This window comes from Phnomibacter sp. (assembly GCF_036803085.1).
GTDB lineage: Bacteria > Bacteroidota > Bacteroidia > Chitinophagales > Chitinophagaceae > Phnomibacter.
In genome coordinates this window covers 241,985-262,657 of record NZ_DAIRUZ010000004.1, presented here as the reverse complement: position 1 = coordinate 262,657, position 20,673 = coordinate 241,985, and the positions used below count along the sequence as shown (strand labels likewise).

The window sequence follows — 20,673 nt, the reverse complement described above, 5'->3', positions numbered from 1 at the left end:
GTATCAGCGTTTTTTACCGCTGCGGCGCTTTGAAGTTACGGCAGTTTTGCGGGCAGGCACCACCTGTTTTTTGGTGCCCGACTGGCCCTGCTCCACTTCTTCTTCATCGGTACTGGTATAGAAGTACGGCCGGAAAACATTGGCGGCCCTCGAAGAAGAATAAATGCGGTTGGTAAAGCGGTTGCCCGTTACAATAATCACCGCCGTATCGGCTATCACCCGTTGAAACACGGCATTGTTGCCATGCCACCAACCGTTGTGGTACGGAATCTTCAGGCTGTCGTTGAAAATTTTGAGGCGCCAGCCCAAGCCATACTGCTCAATTGGGTCGTTGTATTTTTTATCGGTGTAGCTAGGTGTCCACGCACTATCGAGCCATGCCTTCGACAGCAGCACTTCGTGGCGGATGGCACTGTCGTATTTCAGCAAATCGCGGCAGTTGGTGTACACGTTTTTATCGCCATAAATGGCATCCAAAAAGTTGAACGGGTAAGGCCTGCCTGCGGCATCCCAACTGGTGAGGTAATCGCCAGGGTTTTGATAGCTGAGCACATAGCTGTGCTGCATGCCCGCCTTGGCAAAAATGGAATCCTGCACATATTTGGGAAAGAACTGCCCGCTGGCTTTTTCTACAATCAGTGCCAGCAGCGCAAAGTTGGTATTGCAATACCTAAAGCGGCTGCCGGGCGTAAACTCCAGCCCGGGGCGGTTGGCATAAAACAAATACAACACATCGGTATTGCTGGCAACCCGCTTGGGGTCCCATTTGTACTGCGGAAAAAGATTGGCATAGTTGGGCAAACCGCTGCTGTGGTTGAGCAGGTTGCGTACCGTTATGCCCTTGTACGGAAAAAGCGGAAAATATACCTGCAAGGAGTCGTCGAGCTTTACCCGGCCGGCCTGTACCTGCTGCATGAGGGCAATACTGGTAAAGGTTTTAGAGGTGGATGCCACATGAAAACGGGTATCCATATCTATGCTGTCGGTTTTATCCTGATCGGCGTAGCCGGTATAGTGTTCGTATAGAATCTGTCCGTTTTTGGCCACCAGAATGCCCCCCGAAAAACGTTCGTTGCGCAGCAAAATAGAATCGAAAAAATGAGCCAGTGCAGCCTGGTATTGATTGATTTCAGTCGTGTCCAGCTTTCGCTCCGATACCCGTGGCAGCGGATTGCCCATGCTGTTGTTGTTGCAGCTCCAAAAGGTAGCCAGCAACATGCACAGCAGCATCACCCCCATTATTCTTACACGCTTCATGCCTGCAAAAATGTTGGTTGAGGCGGAAACGACCAATTGGCCGGGGCAATTTTGGCTTGCTTTTTTTACACAGCTGTTGGTGGGTGGATGAACGCAACCCAATGCAGCCACAAATTGAAGTCCTCACAGCCTTGAAATCAGTATAGCATAGACAGCTAACTACATGCTTTCATTTGCCATAGCTTGCCAAGTCTCTTGCTTTTAAAATCTTATCTTTAATCCATGAATCTTTCAGCAGCAGAAATAGAAACCATCAAAAAATACTTTCAGGACAAGCCGGTACTGAAAGCATTTCTGTTTGGTTCCTCCTCGAGGGGTGAAGCGCTGCCCGAAAGTGATGTAGACATTTTAGTGGAGCTGGACTACGCTGAGCATATTGGCCTTGGCTTTGTAAACATGCAACTGGAACTGGAAGAAAAGCTGCATAAAAAAGTAGATTTAGTTTCTAGCAACGGCATTTCAAAACACATTCTCCCTTTCATCAATGCAGATAAAGAACTGATTTATGAAAGGTAAACAGGGCGATAAGCAAAGGATACAACACATGCTTGACGCTATCGCCGAAATTGAGCATTACACTTTTCAGACAAACTTCCCTACGTTTATTGAAAACTCCATGATGCGTTTTGCATGCATCAAACAAATGGAAATTATTGGCGAAGCGGCCAATTACCTTACAGCTGAAACAATAGATGCTTTTCCAGACATTCCATGGCGACAAATCATAGGGCTGAGACATATTTTGGTACATGAATAATTTGGCGTTGACAACAACCTGATTTGGCAAATCATCAGCAAAGATTTACCTCCTTTGAAACTGGGCCTGCAAAAAGTTATCGCCACCTTCAATCTATAACTCTTTCCCAGAAACGTCTCCAGCAGAGTACGTTGCATATAACATAGCCCAAACGCCATTCCATCCCCCATCTCCAAAACGCAACGTTCTTTTCAAGAGACAGTGCTGGCAACAACATACCTCCTCCACCAAGTTTTCCCCCTTCCACCGCCACTCAGTAAGTGCAGGTTGGGCCAATCGGCAGGGTTCGTTATTTTTGAGCATCATGAGCGACAAAACAACCAGCTATCCCAAAGAGAAAATCAAGATTCTCCTCTTAGAAAATATCAGTGAAACGGCCATCGCCAATATCCATCAGCATGGCTACGCCAGCATCAAAAAAGTGGCCGGTGCCCTCGACGAAGAAGCCCTCATCAAAGAACTGAAAGATGTGCATTTGCTGGGCATTCGCAGCAAAACAAGGGTGACCCGAAAAGTGCTCGAAAATGCACCCAAGCTGCAGGCCATTGGTGCGTTTTGTATTGGCGTCAATCAAATTGATTTGACTGCTGCTACACAGCAGGGCGTGTCGGTTTTTAATGCCCCCTACAGCAACACCCGCAGTGTGGCCGAATTGGTGATTGGTGCCGCCATCATGCTCATTCGCCGCATCCCCGATAAAAACAATGCAGCCCATGCCGGCATTTGGCAAAAAGATGCCACCGGAAGTTTTGAACTGCGGGGCAAAACCATTGGCCTGGTGGGCTATGGCAATATTGGCAGCCAGGTAAGTGTGCTGGCCGAAGCCATGGGCCTGAAAGTGATTTTTTATGATGTGCTCACCAAACTGCCGCTGGGCAATGCCGTGGCTTGCAAAAGCCTGAAAGAAGTGGTGAGTAAGGCAGATATCGTAAGCCTGCATGTGCCGGAAACCAACAGCACCAAAAACCTCATCAGCAAGCAGGTAATTAAGCAAATGAAAAAAGGCAGCATCCTCATCAACTATGCCCGTGGCGAAGTTGTAGATCTGGATGCACTGGCTGCTGCGCTGAAAGCCGGCGACCTCTCGGGTGCCGCTATTGATGTATTTCCGGTAGAGCCCGAAAAGAACGGCGAACAATTTGCTTCGCCGCTGCAGGGCCTCAGCAATGTGTTGCTCACTCCACACATTGGCGGCAGCACCCTCGAAGCACAAGAAAACATTGGTGTAGATGTGAGTGCCAAACTCCTCGGCTATCTCGAAAAAGGCATCACCTATGGCAGCCATACCGTACCTGCCCTCAGCCTGCCCATGCTCGAAGGTGCCCACCGCATTTTGCACATTCATAAAAATGTGCCGGGTGTACTCAGCGAAATCAACACCGCATTGAGCAAGGCCCACATCAACATTTTGGGGCAGTACCTCAGCACCAATGAACACATTGGTTATGTGGTGCTCGATGTAGACAAGAAGCTGAGCAAGCAAGCTTTTTCATTGCTGAAAGAAGTGAAGCACACCATCCGTGCCCGCATGTTGTATTGAGCCAACTGTTAGCAGCGATATAAAAGCAGTGTTCAACAGCGCTGCTTTTTTTATTGCGTGTGCAAACACTGTGGCTGCTGCATCTTTCCACAAACAATACACGAAACATTAGTCGGACTTTAAGCATGATAAAATGCTGTAACATTGGCACACTTCTACCCACCAACAGAAAGAACCGTATGAGAAAAACAACATTCCTCCTGCTGCTGTCGGCCCTGTTGTACCAAAGCGGCCGTGCCCAGCAAGCAGCTATCGACAGCATACTGAAACTACTGCCCAAGCAACAAGATTCTACTTTGTGCATGAGTTACAACGAGCTCACCTGGCTGTACCGTGCCAGCGATAAACAAGCCGCCATTGCATATGGCGAAAAAGCCGTGGCATTGGCCAAACAAATCAAGTTTCCAAAAGGCGAAGCACAGGCCTACAACGACCTCGGCATTATTCAACTCGACCTGCAAAACATGACGCTGGCCAAGCAATTGTTTCGGCAGAGCATGGCCATTCGTACCCAACTGAAAGACGATAAAGGCCTGGCAGGCTTGCATTTGAAAATGGGCATCGTGTACAACAAAGAAGCCCATTACGATTCGGCATTGGATGCAGGATTGAAAGCATTGGCATTGTATGAAAAACTGAAAGACGATTATGGCATTGCCACCGCTCTCAACAATGTGGGCAGTGCCAACAACCATGTAGGCAATGTTGAAAGTGCATTGGATTATCACCGCAGGGCACTGGCCATTCGGGAGAAAATAAACGATGTGCCGGGCATGGGTGCCAGCTATGTAAATGTGGGTAACGCTTATGTATTGCTGTCGCAGTTCGACACCGCTATTCCTTACCTCATAAAAGCAGAAGAATACACCCGTGCTACCAATAGCTGGGAGTATCTGGCGAGTGCCCTCAACAACCTCGGTATTTGTTATCTCTACAAAAAAGAATACGCAACAGCCAAACCCTACGCCGAAGAAGCATACGACATCCGCAAGCAGTTGGGCGATATTCGTTCGCAGGCCATTTCGGCCAATGTGTGTGGCCGCATATTGCACGGGCTGGGCCAGCATACCCAAGCAGAAGCCTTGCTCACAGAGGCTTTGCAAGCAGCGGATACGTTGGAAAGTTCACTCACAGAAAAAATGCGTTTGTATGAAGCATTGGCGATGGCCTATGAAGGACAGGGCAAATGGAAACAAGCTTTGGCTTCGGAAAGAACCCGCATTCAACTGATGGATTCGCTGAAAGTAACCGACATGAATGCCCGTTTTAGCGAAATGGAAACGCAATATCAAACCCTACGCAAAGAGCAACAGATAACTGAGCAACAATATGAACTCAGCCGCAAAAACTGGATGATTGCCATTGCTGCTGCAGTATTGGTGTTGGGTTCTTTACTTGCCTATAGTTACTACCGCAGATTTAAGCTGAAAAAAGAACAGCAATTGCAGGCTGAAGTAATGCGTCAACAGGAGCTGGCAACCAAAGCCGTGATGGAAGCAGAAGAAAACGAACGCAAACGCATTGCTACCGAACTGCACGATGGTGTGGGCCAAATGATGAGTGCTGCCCGCATGAACCTGAGTGCTTTTGAAAATGATTTGCTGCAACAAGATGCAGATGCCCGTGCCCGCTTCGACCGTATCATTAGTCTTGTAGATGAAAGCTGTAAAGAAGTACGCAGCGTAAGCCACAACATGATGCCGAACGCCTTGCTGAAAAAAGGATTAGCTGCTGCTGTGAGAGAGTTTGTTGACAAAATTGACAACCGCATTTTGAAAGTAGCCCTACATGCCGAAGGCCTGAACGAACGGCTGGATGCCAACACCGAATCGATGGTGTACCGGGTGGTGCAAGAGTGCATCAACAACGTCATTAAACACAGTGGTGCCAACCAGCTCGATCTCTCCCTCATCAACGACAATGACGGGCTGAGCATTACCATTGAAGACAATGGCCGCGGCTTTGATGCCAGCCAGCAAAGCGAAGGCATTGGCCTCAAAAACATTCGTAGCCGGGTGGCGTATTTAAAAGGTGAAGTAGAATGGGACAGCCGCCCCGGACATGGAACCGCTGTTACCATTTTTGTACCTCAGGCTGGTGTCGAAAAATAAAATACATTGCCATGCGAAAAATGGGGAAGCCAATCAACATATTCATTGTAGACGATCACCAGATTGTCATCGACGGTTTGCGTTCGTTGCTCACCGGTGTTGATGACTTCAATATTGTAGGCTACACCACCACGCCTACCGAAGCCGTGGCAGCCATGGCCCAATTGCAACCCGATATTTTACTGACCGATGTAATGATGCCCGGCATGACCGGCCAGCAATTGAGCAAGCAGGTGCGGGCCCGTTTTCCGCACATGAAAATACTGGCGCTAAGCATGAGTGGCCAGGGCGACATTGTAGATGAAATGATCAACGATGCCGACATCAATGGCTATGTGCTCAAGAATATTGGCAAAGAAGAATTGCAAAAAGCCATTCTGAAAATTGCAGCCGGCGGCATTTATTTCAGCGAGGAAGTGCTGAAAGAACTGGAGAAACAAAGCCACATAAAAAAGGAAACAGAAGAAGCACAGCTCACCCAACGGGAAATAGAAATTGTACGCTTGATAGAAAAAGAAATGGGCAACAAAGAAATTGCCGAAGCCCTCTTTATTTCTGAACGCACCGTAGAAACGCACCGCAAAAACATCTTCCGCAAAACCCAAACCAACAGTGTGATTGGCTTGGTGAAGTATGCCTACGAGCATAAATTAATATAGGCACCACATTGCTGCAGTGCCTATACTTATTACTACGTTAATCTGTGGTCGTTACTTTTTCAAGTTGGCAAACATGTCTGCTGTCATGGCTGCTAAATCGAATTCAGGCTTCCAGCCCCAATCTCTGGTGGCCACTGAATCATCAATACTTTGTGGCCAGCTATCTGCAATGGTTTGGCGATAGTCGGGCTTGTACGACATGGTAAAACCATCAATGTGTTTGGCAACTTCAGCACCGATTTCTTTGGGTGAAAAACTCATGCCGCTCAGGTTGTACGAATGCCGCACATTGATTTTTTCTGCCGGTGCTTCCATGAGTTCAATAGTACCTCTGATGGCGTCGGGCATGTACATCATGGGCAGATAAGTATCTTCTTTCAAAAAGCAATCGTAATGCTTGTGCTCTAGAGCTTCATGAAAAATTTCTACGGCATAATCGGTGGTACCACCGCCCGGAGCACTCTTGTAACTGATGAGGCCGGGATAGCGGATGCTACGCACATCTACACCATAACGCTGGAAATAATAATCGCACCAAAACTCGCCGGCATACTTGCTGATGCCATACACTGTGGTTGGTTCTATAATGGTTTGCTGCGGGCAGTTTTGCCGGGGCGATGTAGGGCCAAACACGGCGATGGAAGAAGGCCAGTACACTTTGTGCAATTTTTCTTCCCGTGCAATGTCGAGCACATTGAGCAGGCCCTGCATGTTTAAATGCCAGGCCAGTCCGGGATTTTTTTCGCCGGTAGCACTCAGGATCGCCGCCAGCAAATAAATCTGTGTAATGCCCTGGCGAATCACCTGCACATGCAGCATTTCTTTGTTCATTACATCCAGCGCCACATATGGGCCGGTGCCTTCCAGTAGTGGGTTTTGCTCCCGCAAATCGCTGGCTATTACGTTGGCATTCCCATATATATTACGCAGGGCCAACGTGAGTTCAACCCCAATTTGGCCAGAGGCCCCTATCACTAAAATTTTTTCTTTCGACATAGCAGGCAAGCTATAGGTGAATAAATGATTGCGGGCAAAAGTAGTGCCTTCGGGGCATGGCCGTTGCAAACAAAAGTGAATGGAATGTAAATGCATTTTCCACCGTCTGCATCTTCGGTAGCTTTCATGGAGTGGCCGCTTATCTTTGCCACATGGAAAAATTTTTGCAGCAGCTGTTTGCACAGCAATCCTACAATCCCAAAAATTTCTTTTTGATAGCCGGCCCCTGCGTGGTAGAAAGTGAAGACCTGGTAATGGAAGTGGCCGAAACCGTGAGTGGCATTTGCAAAAAACTGGAAATACCTTACGTGTTTAAAGCCAGCTACCGCAAGGCCAACCGTACGAGTGCCAGCAGTTTTACCGGCTTGGGAGATGAAGTAGGCTTGCGCCTCATAAAAAAAGTGGGTGACAAATTTCAGCTGCCCACCACCAGCGATGTACATGCCCATGATGAATGTGCCGAAGCAGCCAAATACATAGACATTTTACAAATACCTGCTTTCTTGTGCCGTCAGACAGATTTGCTGTTGGCCGCCGCCGACACCGCCAAAATTGTAAATGTGAAAAAAGGGCAATTCCTTAGCGGCCCATCTATGAAGTTTGCTGTGGAGAAAATCCGTCAGGCGGGAAATAACAATATCATGCTCACCGAAAGAGGTACCACTTTTGGTTATCAGGATTTGGTGGTAGACTACCGCAATATTCCCTGGATGAAAGAACACGGCACCCCCGTGATAATGGATTGTACGCACAGCCTGCAGCAACCCAACCAAACCAGCGGCGTTACAGGAGGCAATCCTCAACTGATTGGTACAGTAGCCAAAGCGGCTATTGCTACGGGTGCCAATGGTTTGTTTATCGAAACGCATCCCAACCCTGCCGTGGCCAAAAGCGACGGCGCCAATATGCTGCGGCTCGATTTGCTGGAAGATTTACTGTATCAATTGGTAGAACTGAATGCTGCGGTAAACAAGTAGTGTTCAATTACAGCGAGACGTACCAATAAAAAGCAGCAACAATACTTATAAGTAAATGGTAATAGCAGTGCCGCCTGTTGGGTTGGCGCTGATGTCTATTGTACTGCCAATGGCTGCAGCCATATCACGAATGATATGAAAACCAAGGCCGGACTTACCGCTCTTTACCGGTGCTTGTTGCTGCAATGCAGCAGCATCGGCATCAGCAATACCGGGACCGTTATCACTAATGCGAATTACGACCTGTCCTTGTTGTAAATAGGCTTGCCATACAATTGTTGGCTGTGTTGTATTTGCCAAGGCTTTCACCGCATTGTTGGTAATGTTTTGAATGATGCTTGCCAAAAAATGTATATCGGTATTTGCCGTCAGATGATTGGCTACTGCCATACTAAAATGTATGCCGGGCATTTGCCGGTACGGCTCACTTAGTTTTTGCAAAAAGGTTTGCATCGAAATGGATTCAATAACAGGAACGAATTGCTGCATTTGCCCCTTACTCCAAAGCAAAACATCGTCCATTGTTTCCAATAAGTCATCTACACTTTTAGCCACTTGCTGGCTGGCTCCGGCAGGCAGCAACTCCGGATGCTGGTTTTGCAAATGCAACAGGTTGGCCACACGTGCCACCGGCCCACGCAAATCGTGGCTGAGGATACTGAAGAAAGTGGTTTTAACATCGTTGGCTTCCGCTAATGCTACGTTTAAATCTTTTAATTGTTTATTGGCTTTTTGCTTTAGTCTGTTTTGCCTGAGCAGCAATAGCCCGATTACCGCCAGTAGCAACACTCCTACGCCTAAACCAACTGCCGTTTTGCGTTGTTGGCCAATAGTCAATTGAGCCAGTTTTACTTCGCTTTCTTTTCGTTCTAGAAGCCTTTGACTTTCGGCAGCAGCAATGGCATTTTTGGATGCCTGCGAAAAAACAGTATCCTGAATTTCACGATACTTCCGGTAATACAAATAGGCTTTTTCCCAATCTTTTCGCAAGGCTGAAACCTCTGCGAGTTTGCCAATAAAGATGGAACGGCTGTCCAGTTCGCCAACTTGCTCAGAGAGCTCTATTGATTGGGTTAACCATACTGCTGCCTGCTGCAGCAATTCATTTTGCGATGCATCGTTTCGGGCACCGGTAAGGTAGCTTCGTTTGTAGGCAGAATCGGCATAAGCTATCCCCAGGTTGCCCATATTAATGAGGGCTTCAAGATAAAAAGGATTTACGTCTTTCCACAATGCTGCTGCCTTGCTGCGCATGGCGATGATGTAATGAAAATTGCTATCGGTCAGCATTGTCAAATTCCCGAGCATACTAGCTTCCCCCATGCGGTTTTCTGTAGCTACAAAAATTTCAAGTGCCTGCTCCATGTGTTTTTTTGCAGCAGCCCTGTTGTTCAACTTAAAATAAATATTACCCATCAGCTTTTCAATTTCACCAGTGGATACATATTGTACTTGCTGTGCTACACTGTCGGCCCGCTGCGCATAGGCCAATGCTTTTGAAAAGTTTTCTTGTAAAAAATAAGTATTTGCAATGTTTGTATTGCAAATAACGCTGAGTTCTTGCAACCCTGCAGAATCGGCTATGTGTAAGGCCCTGAAATAATAGCCTGCCGCTGTTGAATAATCAGACTTCAAATTGGATGCGGCGCTACCCATATTGTTGAGCATGCTTGCTGCATTGAAGGCATCTTTATTTGCAGTGTGTACCGCAAATGCCTGCTTAAAATAATACATGCAAGAATCATAATCGCCGGCATTACTTTTTACGGTGCCTATATTTCCCTGAAAAACAGCAATGGCTTTTGGCCACTGCATACGACGGGCAATGGCAGCACCTTGCAGTGCTACCTGGTATGCCACACTGTTGTCTTGCACCACCCATTCGTTGAAGTATTGATTGCACAAACGAACTCTTGCTGTATCGTTGGCTGCGGTTTGCAATGCCGATTGCAAAGGTTGCAAACGCTTGTCTATTTGTGCAGTCGCAGGGCGGTTAATCAATAGCAACAAAATACCAATCAACAGTATTGCTCTTTTCATTTGCTTACTATTTGCTGAAGTGCCAATTTATACACTCGCCCCAATGGCAAAGCCTGTCCGCCTATTTCTACGGTAGTTGCTGTATAGCGGCTGATGCAATGCTGCTGCACGGCATAGCTTTTATGTATTCTTACAAAAGACTTAAATGCAACTTGCTGTAGCAGTGAGCCAATGTTTGCCAGCACCATGTGCTTACTGTACACAGTAACAATGCGGGTATAATCTTTCAGCGCCTCCAGATATAGGATGTCATGCAGTTGCAGTTTTATCTGCGTAATTCCTTCTTTTATAAAAATGATTTCACCTCCTAAGCTATGGCTGTATAATTCAGCTTTTCGCCTTACCTGTATAAAAGATTCGATGCGCTGCACAGTGCTGGCAAATCGGTCGTGCCGTAGCGGCTTTACCATGTAATCCAATGCATCCAGCTCAAAACTTTCTACGGCATAATCTGGGTAGGCGGTAATGAAAATGCAAGCCGGAACGTCTATCAGTTTACGCCTTAGGTCTAGTCCATTCATGCCCGGCATATCTACATCTAGAAACAATACGTCTGGTAAAGATTGGCCGGCCTTCAGCAGAGCGGCTGCCGAAGCGTAAGCACCTACACACTGCAACACAGGATGTGCTTGTAAAAAAGATTGTGTAGTGAGGCGGTCGATGTCATCATCATCTACCACAATGCAGGTAATGGGTGCGCCGGTACTCATGTGTGTTTTTTTGTATGCGAAAGATAACTAAACTGTAGTTGGTAGAGTAAAAACGTTGTTTGTATATTTCTGTTGGCGTTGGTATCGGGCAGCTATTAGGTTCGCTACAAATACCCGCCTCATGAAAAAAAATAGTCCTTGTTTCATTCGCAAAATAAAACAAAGCATACCTGCTTTCTGGTGGCCCTCTTTGACTGTGCTACTGTTACTTTCAGCCTGCCAAAAGAAGGGTATTGACAAGCCCGCCAGCGCCGCTGAAAAGCACAACGGCAAAGTTATTTTAAGAGAATTAGAGGCGGATCCGTATGTATCTGAGTATTTCTACTTTATGGATTTGGGTAGTGCGACCAACAGTGAAAAACGATACTTCAAAGCCAAGGTAAAAGATGTTGTTTCCGATGCCTTTGAAATTATTGGCGGGCCTTTTCCAATCGATAGTTTGGCCAACAACTGGCCGGCCAATATACAATCTGGCAGCAGTGGATTATGGCTAACCGACTTTATTTTCCTCGATAGTGTGCGGGTTCAACTTACGGGGCCCGGAGCTGGCAGAAGAACAGTCAGCACAAAAAAATCATTGCTCTTCCGGCCTGCATTTGTACAACAGGCTGGCAATGGCCAGCAGGTGAATGCTTACGCATATATCAAAATTCCGAATGCAACCGGAGGCTATCTAAAAAAAGAAATCCTCTTCTTTTTCAAAAAAGGCATTTGTGTAGTGCCCAGCCAAAACAACGGCACCCGCAATGAAGATCCGCCACAGTTTATTGATAACATAACCAATGTAATACCTGGTACTAGTGCTTACGATTGGAAAACCGTGGACAATGTTGTCAGCTACCATTCGGGCGGCACTAACTACACTCATTTGTTTATAGACTATACAAACTGGCGGTATTTTAAAATTAAAGAAACCTGTAGTATTGGTGCTGCCGGTAATTGTTCTAATGCAGCCATCGAACTATCGCCCTACCAAAGCCTCGACAAGCTTATGCAGTGGCCCACAGCATGGAGATAGACCATTCATTCACCATCACAATATTATATGTATGCTACTTATCAGGTACACTATTACGGTGCTTATCAGTGTATTGCTTTTACCAAAAGCATTTACCCAAAACCCGGTGGGCAGATGGAAAAAACTTTCTCATAACATAGAATATGCCGGTGAAAAAATAGACAGTTATAAATCGGTACTGCAATTATACCCGGTGGCCGCCCGGCTGACGCATGCATTTGATGATGCCGGCAACTTTCGATTAGAATGTAGCGGTACAGATTGTAAGGAGAAATATGTAGTGATGCAACAAAAATTGTATGCGCAAACAAAATGGCGGCTCAAAGGCAATGTATTAATGCTGTCTTCATCAGGGTTCAGGGTTGGCCAATCATACAGCATTCGCATATCCGGCAATAAAATGATATGGGAAGGAACAGAGGGACAAGGAACCATTGTGTACGAAAAAATTCAGTAAAAAAAATGAAACCATATAAAAACATAAAATGGGGCGCTTTGCTTTTAGCTATTTGCTACTGCAATGCAGTTTGGACGCAAAATATTGGCATAGGTCATCAAACCGCCGAAGCAAAACTCGACATCAACGGCGACTTGATTTTAAGAAGCGCTGACTTAATCTTAACAAACGGAAATAATACTGCCGTTGATGTTGGATCCAATCCTTTTTCCAACTTTCGTATTAGCGGGCCAACGGCAACTTTTACCATTTCTGGCATAAGTTTTTCGCCCGATGGCAAAGTACTTACGCTTTTTAACCGAAGCGGATTTACGATGACGGTTGCTAACGAAAGTACCACTGCCGAATCATCCGAACGAATCATCACCGGCACTGGCGGTGCACTTGCTATTCCAAATAATGCCAGTATAAATCTTCAATACGATGGCGCTGCACAACGATGGGTGGTACGCAGCCAAAGTGGTGTAACCGGTAGCGGTGGCAGCAACAGTTGGCTATCGAACGGAAACAGTAGTATTTACAACAACAATAGCGGCAATGTTGGTATTGGTACCATGTATCCCTTTTATAAATTGAGTGTACAGGGCGATGGATTTGTAGGCACGAATTATGGATTAAACTTTTTGCCGGGACAGCAAGGCGGATACTTTTTTCAGGGCGGTTCATTTACAGTTGCCAGTCATAATCTCGAAAATTTTCCTGTAGGCATTGAAGCCAATCATGTACTGATGGATGGACAACAATTGCAAGCTTATGTGCGTCGCTTAGATGATGGAACTGTAAGTGACTATGCCCGTTCGTTTGTACTCAATCCATTTGGTGGAAATATTGGCATTGGCACTAACTATAACCCAATTTATGCCAAGCTGGAAATAAAAATCAACAGTAATGAACGTGGCTGGACCGTGGGCACCAATACTTACAACCTGCAAAGTTTTTTGGGTGGTGCTGGCAGAAGCCCAAACAGCGAAGGCTGCTACATTGGTACAGCCGGTACTGTTGCAACCAATGTGCCCGCTCCACTTCATTTTTTTACTAATAGCCAATGGGCTCAAATGACACTGCTACCGAATGGCAACGTTGGTATTGGCACAACAGCACCAGACTCCAAGCTTAGTGTGAACGGCAACATCAGGGCAAGAGAACTAGTGATTGAAAATAATAACTGGGCAGATTATGTGTTTGAAACAGGCTACCCACTCATGGCAATTGATACATTGAAAAAACATGTGCAACATTTCAAGCACTTGCCTGGTATACCCACCGCTACACACATTGCTGCAAAAGGATTATCGGTGAGTGCAGTTCAAAGCAAAATGATGGAGAAAATTGAGGAACTCAGCTTATACATCATACAACTGCATGAACGCATTACACAGTTAGAAAAACAACCGCAGTAAAATCATTCTTATATGAAAAATCTGCTTCTACTTTTTTGCTTTAGCGTTGTAGTATCCGAGGCAATGACACAAGGTTTTGATAAAGCATTGCAACAATACAATGTTCGTAGTGATTCATCTTTTACCAGCATTGCTAAGCGCATCAATCAATATTACGACACTGCAACTGCTGGCAACAGAGCAGGATACAAACAATGGAAACGATGGGAGTGGTTTGCTGCACATCACCAAACTACCTCGGGTAAATTCGATAATTATTTACAAAAAAACATTGAAGCCCTTACTGTAGAAGCAAAGCAATCAGCGCTTACCCAACAATCGTACAATGGCAACTGGCAAAGCATTGGCCATACCAATGCTGGCGGAGAAAATGGTACAGCATTGCAAGGACGGGTGAATTGTATTGCCTTCGACCCCGTGAACAGTCAGGTGATGTATGCCGGTGCAGCGGGTGGTGGCATTTGGAAAACTACAAATGGCGGAGCACTTTGGTACAATGTAACAGCCACGCTACCTGCATTGGGCATTTCAGATATTGTGGTGGCCCCGTGGCCCAACAACAATACTATATATGCACTCACAGGTGAAGGACTTTCGGCCAACGTGTATTTGCACAAAGGGTTTGGTTGTATTAAAAGCACTGACGGGGGCAATACATGGCAGCTGGCCAATAAGGGCATAACAGATGCCATACCCGACTCTGGTAGTGGTGGTTACAAATTATTGATACATCCTAACGATCCAAACAGATTGTTGGCAGCAATGAACAATGGCATTTTTGAAACAACAAATGGTGCACAAAGCTGGCGCTTTTTACCAACCGGACTTTTTAGCAATACGAATGACATCGAATTTAAACCAGATGATGCTAATGTACTTTACATCACCCGGCTTGGAGACAACCAACTACACAGCTATGATTTTACAGCAGGCGTAAGAACTGCATCTCGGGTTACAACAGCAGCCGTGAACAGAATGGAAATTGGCGTATCGGCCAACCGGCCTAATGCTGTGTACGTACTGGCAGGTCCGGGTAGCCAATCGGGAAACAATAACATCTTTGTCGGACTTTTTTACAGGGCCAACACTAACGAAACATTTAGTGCGGTAGCCACCAGCCTTGCATCCAATGTTGCATTGATGAACCTTGGCAGCATGGACATTGGATTTTACGCAAATACACTGTATGTAAATCCAACTAATGCCGATGATGTTTTTGTGGGGAGTGTTGCATTGGCAAGAAGCACGAACGGAGGTTCAACACTTACTCAAATTACAAATACCAATATTCATGCAGATCAACATGATTTGAAACGTCATCCACTTACCGGTGATTTGTGGTTGTGCAATGATGGGGGCATTTATACCAGTACAAATGGCGGTGCTTCTTTTACCAGCAAAAGCAATGGGTTGGTAATTACTGAAATTTATAGGTACAGCGGCACTGTAGGTGTTGCGGGCAAACACCTGATAGGCACACAGGACAATGGTCATTTCCGATACAACTCCTCCGCCAACCCAGCGTGGAAATTTGTGCTGGGTGGCGATGGTATGGACAACCTGATAAGCAGCATTAATGCAAATGTGATATACGCTTGCCAGCAAAATGGCTTACTGCGCAGATCAGCCGATGGTGGAGAAACTTTTTATACTGTACCCAATATCCCGAACTATGGGAGCATAACTGTTTATCCGTGGATAACACCGATTGTGCAGCATCCGCCACAATCTATTCTTGTTCCGGTAATGACGCTCAACCCTGAAACGATATACATGTACAGCAACAATGGCATTCTGGTTTTGGTAAACAATGGCGAAACTGTATATAACATTGGGCCGATTGCCATGCCTGCAGCAACAGGCCTTGCACCCAGCATGGCCATCGCCAGCAATGATGGTGGAGCAACCGCCAGTTTATACATGAGTAATGGTAGTAGAATATGGGTAAACAATAATCCGTTGCAAAACAGCACCGCCAACTGGACAGAAATTTTTTGGCCCACTACAGCGGGTACCAACATCGCCGCATTAGCAGTAAACCCTGCAAATAAGCAGGATATCAGCATTGCATTGTCTGGCTATACGCCCAATGGCAAAGTGTTCAGGAGTTTTAATACTGGTATAACATGGGTAAACGTAAGCAATGGTTTGCCCAATGTGCCCATGTACAGTATTGCATACGCTAATGCAGCCAATGACAATACACCTGCGTTGTATGTAGGATCAGAAATCGGGGTGTATTATTATAATATCAACCTTGGTGGTTGGGCACCGTTTAGCAACAATCTTCCACGTGTACCCATTACAGACTTGCAGGTAGATCATACACTGGGCAGGCTTGTTGCTGCTACCTACGGCCGCGGATTGTGGAGTGGAGATTTATACCAACCCTGCCCAAATACACAAGCTGTAAATATGATTATGAATGGGGGGCAATACCATTTTGAAAGTAGCAACCAAACCAATACAGCTGCCACCATTATTGGAGGGGTAAATACGATGGTTACGTTTAAAGCAGGCAACCGGGTGGTATTTACACCGGGTTTTAGTGCCACAGGAGGTGTATACCTCAAGGCTGTAACCGGGCCTTGTGGAAGTGGTGCGGTGCTTCCATTTGTAGCAGCACCAATTCTACACAAACAATAGCCAATTGCCGCCGTCATTAATACTGAAAACTTATTGAAAACAAACCCTCACTTTCTTGCAACTTTCAAATGCCTGTACTAATTTGTACAGGCATTGCCATTTTGCATACAGCCAATCATATTCACTTGAAAACGAAGGTTATACCACAAATTGTGATTATATGTGAATATGTTTAACGTTGGGCATTGCAGGTTTTTCACACTTTTACAATTCCTAAAACGGCCTTCCTTAAATGAGACTTACTGCTCTCCTATTATCCAGCCTTTTATTAGCAGCTGCCACGGGTAGTAGTCAAAATTATGTTGAAGGCAATGTGATACTAGTTAGGGTGGGTACCGGGCTTGATGCATTAAGCAATACCGGGTCACCTGTTTTTTTAGATGAGTATACACCTGCTGGTACTTTTGTTTCTCAAACACTTATTCCAACTACGGCTTCGGCTCCTAACAAAATTTTGATTTTGGGTGGCACTGGTGCAAGTGAAGGAATGCTTATGCGTTCTACAGATGGTCACTATCTCACTCTTGCCGGTTATGACCGCACCTTAGGTCAAATTGGCGCATTGAGTTCTACCACATCAGCTACTGTTAATAGATCAATTGCCAGAATTGATGCCTCGAAAAATATCAATCTTACAACTGCATTAACGGATTATTCAACAGGCGCTTCTCCCAGAAGTGTTGTTACGACAGACGGCACAAGCTTTTGGGCTTCAGGTGGGGCCGGTGGTGTACGTTATTTTGCTCTTGGCTCTACAACCTCTACTCAAGTTAGCACCATTGTTACTAATACCAGAGGAATTGCAATTGCAGATGGGAATTTGTTTATCAGTGCTCAAAGTGCATCGCTCCCTTACAGAGTTGCCCAGGTTGGAACTGGTCTTCCAGCAAGCACTGGTAATTCAATTGCCAATCTTCCCGGTTATGCTACCACTACAGGTAGTCCTTATCAGTTTGTTTTCTTCGATCTCAACGCATCTGTTGCTGGTCCCGATGTGTTGTACGTGGCAGATGATGCCATTGGACTTCAGAAGTTTTCGCTGGTTGGTGGCAACTGGGTGGCAAATGGAACCATTGGAGTAGACGCAGATGATTACCGTGGCATTACAGGTGTTAAAAATAGTGTTGATAACAGCATTACCATATACGCTACAAGAAAAGGTGGTACAGGAAGTAGTGGTGGCGGCGAGTTAGTGAGCCTTACAGATGCTTCCGGATATAACGCTTCCATTGGAGCTCCTACTATCAATCTACTGGTTACTGCCAGTGCCAATCAGGCATTTCGTGGTGTAGCTATGGCACCGGTTGGCATGTTTCTGCCGGTTGATCTACTTTCTTTCACAGCCAGCAAAACCAGCCGTGCTCACGTACTGGCGTGGACAACCGCTCAGGAAAATAACACCGGCCGCTACATTGTAGAAAGAAGCAATAATGGACAAGTGTTCACACCACTACAAACACTTGCAGCCACAGGCAATCAGCTCTACAATAATTATCAGGTGGAGGATGCAAAACCATTGACAGGTAATAATTTTTATCGCCTCCGGATAGAAGATAAAGACGGTAGTGTTCGCTATAGCAAAATGGTTCGCTTGCAAGCCAACATTTCTGGTGGTTTCAATGTTTGGCCTAATCCTGTTACCGCTGGTTCCGGCATCATTGTACAGCACCCCGTAGCAAAATCGAAAGCCGTTATTACTATTTATACTTTGGAAGGCAAAATGCTGTTGCAATATCCGGTGCCTGCCGAAGCAGTACAAACCAGCTTAAACAGCGGCTTATTGCATGCTGGTTTATACCGGTTGTTGTACACCGATGGCTTACAAAAAATGTCGACACAAATTAGTGTCCAATAGGGTTTTTCAGATCAAAAGAAAGCCTCCCTCCGGGGAGGTTTTTCTTATTTGGGCCCTACCCCAATGCTTGCTGCAAACAACAAGCGTCGCACCAAAAGGCACGACGCTTGCATGATTATTCTACTACAACAATTACTTTCTGTGGCTGTGCACAAACAAGCTGTGAATGCTCTTGTTTTCAAAGGCATTGCGAATGGCTACCGCAAACAAATCGGCCACACTAATGGCTTTAATTTTTTCTGGTGCGCCTTCTTTTAATGGAATGGTATCGCACACAATCAACTCTTCCATTACACTGTTGGCGATGTTGCTGAAAGCATTGCCACTCAACACGGGATGGGTACAAAATGCACGTACAGACTTAGCCCCTTTTTCTTTGAGTAATGCCGCTGCTTTTGCCAAGGTACCACCGGTGTCGCAGATGTCATCAATCAAAATAATGTCTTTGTCCATTACATCGCCAATCACCGTCATGCTGGCAATTTCATTGGCCCGTTTGCGGTGCTTGTCACATATCACCATTTCGGCGTTGAAATAGCTGGCCACTTCCCGTACACGGTTGGTGCTGCCTACGTCTGGCGCCGCAAATGTGAGGTTCTGCAATCCCAGTTTTTCAATGTAAGGAATGAACACCGCAGAAGAATCGAGATGATCCACCGGAATATCAAAGTAACCCTGAATTTGCGGGGCGTGCAGATCCATGGTAATGACCCTGTCGGCACCAGCAGCGGTAATCATGTTGGCTACCAGCTTACTGCCAATGGCTACCCGTGGCCGGTCTTTCCTGTCTTGCCGGGCATATCCGTAGTAAGGAATCACTGCAATTACTTTGTAAGCCGATGCACGGCGGGCCGCATCAATCATCAGCAACAGCTCCAGCAGGTTGTCGGCGGGGGCATAAGTGCCCTGCACCAAAAACACATAATCGCCACGGATGCTTTCTAAAAATTCGATGCCAATTTCGCCATCGCTAAACCGTGTTGCATTCACGGCTCCTAATTCAATGCCGAAATTTTTGGCTATTTTTTCAGCTAAGTACTTCGAACCAGTACCTGAAAAAATTCGTGCCTGAAGGCTCATAACGTAGGTAAATTTATTATCCTTGAAAAAGATGGAAGAGAAATACTAACGGCTGCGAAGATAAGTGCATCGTATAGGCATCCTGATATAACGATATGGAAAATTTCAACAAACCACACACACCCATCAAACAGTGGGCGGCCGACGACAAACCCCGTGAAAAAATGCTTGCCCGTGGTGCCGATGCACTCAGCGCCACAGAGCTGTTGGCCATCCTCATCAACAATGGCACCCGCAGCAAAAGCGCCATCGACCTGGCCCGGGAGCTACTGCAACAAGGTGGCAATAGCCTGAGCAGCCTGGCCAAAATGAGCCTGAAAGATTTACAGAAAGTAAAAGGCGTAGGGCCTGCCAAAGCCGTGGCCATTAAAGCTGCACTTCAGTTGGGTATTTTATTGGAAGAAGAGGCATTGAACCAACTGCCGGTACTTCGCTCCAGCAAAGACATTGCGGTGTATCTGCGCAAACGCCTACAGCACGAATCGAGAGAATCGTTTATTGTGGTGTACCTCAACAAGGCCAACCGGGTGCTGGCTACCGAAGTGGTGAGTACCGGCGGCGTGACCGGCACCATTGCCGATCCAAAAATCATCTTCAAACGGGCTTTGGAATTGCAGGCTTCTCACCTCATTTTATCGCACAACCATCCCAGTGGCAACCTGCGGCCCAGCGAAGCCGACCGTAAGTTGACTGATAAAATAAAGCAGGCCGCCCGACTGATTGACATGGAAGTGATTGACCACATCATCGTTAGCGATCAAGGTTATTACAGCTTTGCTGATTCGGGGGATATGATATGAAGGCTAAAGGCGGAAAGCTGAGGGCCAAAAGCTGCTAGTGACTTATGCTTGGGCAGCGGGACCACCAAAGTTCATGGGCACTTCTATTTGCTCCAGGTCTTGAATATCGCCGTTGGCATCTTCAAAGCGGCTGATGTTTTCTGCCAGTGCTTTCATAAAACGCTTGGCATGCTGCGGCGTCATAATGATGCGGCTTTTTACCTTGCTCTTTGGCGTGCCGGGCATCACATTTACAAAGTCGATCACAAACTCTGCATGGCTATGGGTAATGATGGCCAGATTGGCATACTGACCTTCAGCTATTTCTTCTGTAATTTCTATGTTCAGTTGATTGGGATTCTCGTTGCTCATGGTATTCGTTTATGCTGCA

18 protein-coding genes are annotated in these 20,673 nt (G+C 46.2%); 12 read left to right on the top strand and 6 right to left on the bottom strand.

The window, feature by feature from the left end; genetic code table 11:
• Positions 1-3: 3 nt before the first annotated feature.
• Positions 4-1,257: a serine hydrolase domain-containing protein gene (locus V7Q13_RS10430; protein ID WP_333800623.1), complete on the bottom strand. Its 1,254-nt coding sequence runs from the start codon at positions 1,255-1,257 to the stop codon at positions 4-6.
• A 222-nt stretch (positions 1,258-1,479) separates the two neighbouring features.
• Between V7Q13_RS10430 and V7Q13_RS10425 the strand changes: the two genes are divergently transcribed.
• The 5 genes from V7Q13_RS10425 (at position 1,480) to V7Q13_RS10405 (ending at position 6,324) form a co-directional block, all read left to right on the top strand.
• Positions 1,480-1,773: a nucleotidyltransferase family protein gene (locus V7Q13_RS10425; protein ID WP_333800622.1), complete on the top strand. Its 294-nt coding sequence runs from the start codon at positions 1,480-1,482 to the stop codon at positions 1,771-1,773.
• Positions 1,763-2,014, top strand: a complete 252-nt coding sequence (locus V7Q13_RS10420; RefSeq protein ID WP_333800621.1) for a HepT-like ribonuclease domain-containing protein — start codon at positions 1,763-1,765, stop codon at positions 2,012-2,014. The genes V7Q13_RS10425 and V7Q13_RS10420 overlap by 11 nt, the downstream gene beginning before the upstream one ends.
• 304 nt (positions 2,015-2,318) lie before the next feature.
• A complete protein-coding gene (serA, locus tag V7Q13_RS10415) occupies positions 2,319-3,554 on the top strand; it encodes a phosphoglycerate dehydrogenase (protein WP_157479035.1) in 1,236 nt (411 codons plus the stop codon).
• 179 nt (positions 3,555-3,733) lie between these two features.
• Positions 3,734-5,665, top strand: a complete 1,932-nt coding sequence (locus V7Q13_RS10410; protein WP_333800620.1) for a tetratricopeptide repeat-containing sensor histidine kinase — start codon at positions 3,734-3,736, stop codon at positions 5,663-5,665.
• Between the two features lie 11 nt (positions 5,666-5,676).
• Positions 5,677-6,324, top strand: a complete 648-nt coding sequence (locus V7Q13_RS10405) for a response regulator (protein WP_197428262.1) — start codon at positions 5,677-5,679, stop codon at positions 6,322-6,324.
• A 51-nt stretch (positions 6,325-6,375) separates the two neighbouring features.
• Here V7Q13_RS10405 and V7Q13_RS10400 read toward each other — a convergent pair whose 3' ends face one another.
• Complete coding sequence (locus V7Q13_RS10400; protein WP_333800619.1) at positions 6,376-7,416, bottom strand: NAD-dependent epimerase/dehydratase family protein; 1,041 nt, start codon at positions 7,414-7,416, stop codon at positions 6,376-6,378.
• A 56-nt stretch (positions 7,417-7,472) separates the two neighbouring features.
• Between V7Q13_RS10400 and kdsA the strand changes: the two genes are divergently transcribed.
• Positions 7,473-8,297 carry a 3-deoxy-8-phosphooctulonate synthase gene (gene kdsA / locus V7Q13_RS10395; RefSeq protein WP_333800618.1) on the top strand — a complete coding sequence of 275 codons (825 nt, stop codon included), beginning with the start codon at positions 7,473-7,475 and terminating at the stop codon, positions 8,295-8,297.
• A 45-nt stretch (positions 8,298-8,342) separates the two neighbouring features.
• Here kdsA and V7Q13_RS10390 read toward each other — a convergent pair whose 3' ends face one another.
• Positions 8,343-10,337 (bottom strand): ATP-binding protein, encoded by a 1,995-nt coding sequence (locus V7Q13_RS10390; protein WP_333800617.1) that lies wholly within the window; start codon positions 10,335-10,337, stop codon positions 8,343-8,345.
• Positions 10,334-11,047 carry a LytR/AlgR family response regulator transcription factor gene (locus V7Q13_RS10385; RefSeq protein WP_333800616.1) on the bottom strand — a complete coding sequence of 238 codons (714 nt, stop codon included), beginning with the start codon at positions 11,045-11,047 and terminating at the stop codon, positions 10,334-10,336. Before V7Q13_RS10385 ends, V7Q13_RS10390 begins: the two co-directional genes overlap by 4 nt.
• A 121-nt stretch (positions 11,048-11,168) precedes the next feature.
• On the opposite strand from V7Q13_RS10385, the gene V7Q13_RS10380 reads away from it, so the two are divergent.
• The 5 genes from V7Q13_RS10380 to V7Q13_RS10360 all read left to right on the top strand — a co-directional run bounded on the left by V7Q13_RS10380 (position 11,169) and on the right by V7Q13_RS10360 (position 18,423).
• A complete protein-coding gene (locus tag V7Q13_RS10380; RefSeq protein WP_333800615.1) occupies positions 11,169-12,065 on the top strand; it encodes a hypothetical protein in 897 nt (298 codons plus the stop codon).
• Positions 12,066-12,096: 31 nt separating this feature from the next.
• On the top strand, positions 12,097-12,522 hold the full coding sequence (locus V7Q13_RS10375) for a hypothetical protein (RefSeq protein WP_333800614.1): 426 nt from the start codon (positions 12,097-12,099) through the stop codon (positions 12,520-12,522).
• A 5-nt stretch (positions 12,523-12,527) separates the two neighbouring features.
• Complete coding sequence (locus V7Q13_RS10370; protein WP_333800613.1) at positions 12,528-13,922, top strand: hypothetical protein; 1,395 nt, start codon at positions 12,528-12,530, stop codon at positions 13,920-13,922.
• A gap of 63 nt (positions 13,923-13,985) precedes the next feature.
• Complete coding sequence (locus V7Q13_RS10365) at positions 13,986-16,568, top strand: 3-coathanger stack domain-containing protein (protein ID WP_333800612.1); 2,583 nt, start codon at positions 13,986-13,988, stop codon at positions 16,566-16,568.
• A gap of 232 nt (positions 16,569-16,800) precedes the next feature.
• A complete protein-coding gene (locus V7Q13_RS10360) occupies positions 16,801-18,423 on the top strand; it encodes a hypothetical protein (protein ID WP_333800611.1) in 1,623 nt (540 codons plus the stop codon).
• A 132-nt stretch (positions 18,424-18,555) separates the two neighbouring features.
• Here the strand turns inward: V7Q13_RS10360 and V7Q13_RS10355 are convergent, their stop codons facing one another.
• Complete coding sequence (locus tag V7Q13_RS10355) at positions 18,556-19,503, bottom strand: ribose-phosphate diphosphokinase (protein WP_333800610.1); 948 nt, start codon at positions 19,501-19,503, stop codon at positions 18,556-18,558.
• 95 nt (positions 19,504-19,598) lie between these two features.
• On the opposite strand from V7Q13_RS10355, the gene radC reads away from it, so the two are divergent.
• Positions 19,599-20,303, top strand: coding sequence for a RadC family protein (radC, locus tag V7Q13_RS10350; protein WP_333800609.1), 705 nt, complete (start codon positions 19,599-19,601; stop codon positions 20,301-20,303).
• Between the two features lie 42 nt (positions 20,304-20,345).
• On the opposite strand, the gene V7Q13_RS10345 is transcribed toward radC, so the two are convergent.
• Positions 20,346-20,654 (bottom strand): DUF3467 domain-containing protein, encoded by a 309-nt coding sequence (locus tag V7Q13_RS10345; RefSeq protein WP_157479043.1) that lies wholly within the window; start codon positions 20,652-20,654, stop codon positions 20,346-20,348.
• Positions 20,655-20,673: the final 19 nt, after the last annotated feature.

Excerpts from the sequence above, each read along its gene's own strand:
- V7Q13_RS10355 (WP_333800610.1), bottom strand. The coding sequence starts at position 19,503 with ATGAGCCTTCAGGCACGAATTTTTTCAGGTACTGGTTCGAAGTACTTA.
- V7Q13_RS10385 (WP_333800616.1), bottom strand. The coding sequence starts at position 11,047 with ATGAGTACCGGCGCACCCATTACCTGCATTGTGGTAGATGATGATGAC.
- V7Q13_RS10375 (WP_333800614.1), top strand. The coding sequence starts at position 12,097 with ATGCTACTTATCAGGTACACTATTACGGTGCTTATCAGTGTATTGCTT.
- kdsA (WP_333800618.1), top strand. The coding sequence starts at position 7,473 with ATGGAAAAATTTTTGCAGCAGCTGTTTGCACAGCAATCCTACAATCCC.
- V7Q13_RS10365 (WP_333800612.1), top strand. The coding sequence starts at position 13,986 with ATGACACAAGGTTTTGATAAAGCATTGCAACAATACAATGTTCGTAGT.
- V7Q13_RS10370 (WP_333800613.1), top strand. The coding sequence starts at position 12,528 with ATGAAACCATATAAAAACATAAAATGGGGCGCTTTGCTTTTAGCTATT.
- V7Q13_RS10380 (WP_333800615.1), top strand. The coding sequence starts at position 11,169 with ATGAAAAAAAATAGTCCTTGTTTCATTCGCAAAATAAAACAAAGCATA.
- V7Q13_RS10345 (WP_157479043.1), bottom strand. The coding sequence starts at position 20,654 with ATGAGCAACGAGAATCCCAATCAACTGAACATAGAAATTACAGAAGAA.
- radC (WP_333800609.1), top strand. The coding sequence starts at position 19,599 with ATGGAAAATTTCAACAAACCACACACACCCATCAAACAGTGGGCGGCC.
- V7Q13_RS10400 (WP_333800619.1), bottom strand. The coding sequence starts at position 7,416 with ATGCATTTACATTCCATTCACTTTTGTTTGCAACGGCCATGCCCCGAA.
- V7Q13_RS10425 (WP_333800622.1), top strand. The coding sequence starts at position 1,480 with ATGAATCTTTCAGCAGCAGAAATAGAAACCATCAAAAAATACTTTCAG.
- V7Q13_RS10410 (WP_333800620.1), top strand. The coding sequence starts at position 3,734 with ATGAGAAAAACAACATTCCTCCTGCTGCTGTCGGCCCTGTTGTACCAA.
- V7Q13_RS10420 (WP_333800621.1), top strand. The coding sequence starts at position 1,763 with ATGAAAGGTAAACAGGGCGATAAGCAAAGGATACAACACATGCTTGAC.
- V7Q13_RS10430 (WP_333800623.1), bottom strand. The coding sequence starts at position 1,257 with ATGAAGCGTGTAAGAATAATGGGGGTGATGCTGCTGTGCATGTTGCTG.
- V7Q13_RS10390 (WP_333800617.1), bottom strand. The coding sequence starts at position 10,337 with ATGAAAAGAGCAATACTGTTGATTGGTATTTTGTTGCTATTGATTAAC.
- V7Q13_RS10360 (WP_333800611.1), top strand. The coding sequence starts at position 16,801 with ATGAGACTTACTGCTCTCCTATTATCCAGCCTTTTATTAGCAGCTGCC.
- V7Q13_RS10405 (WP_197428262.1), top strand. The coding sequence starts at position 5,677 with ATGCGAAAAATGGGGAAGCCAATCAACATATTCATTGTAGACGATCAC.
- serA (WP_157479035.1), top strand. The coding sequence starts at position 2,319 with ATGAGCGACAAAACAACCAGCTATCCCAAAGAGAAAATCAAGATTCTC.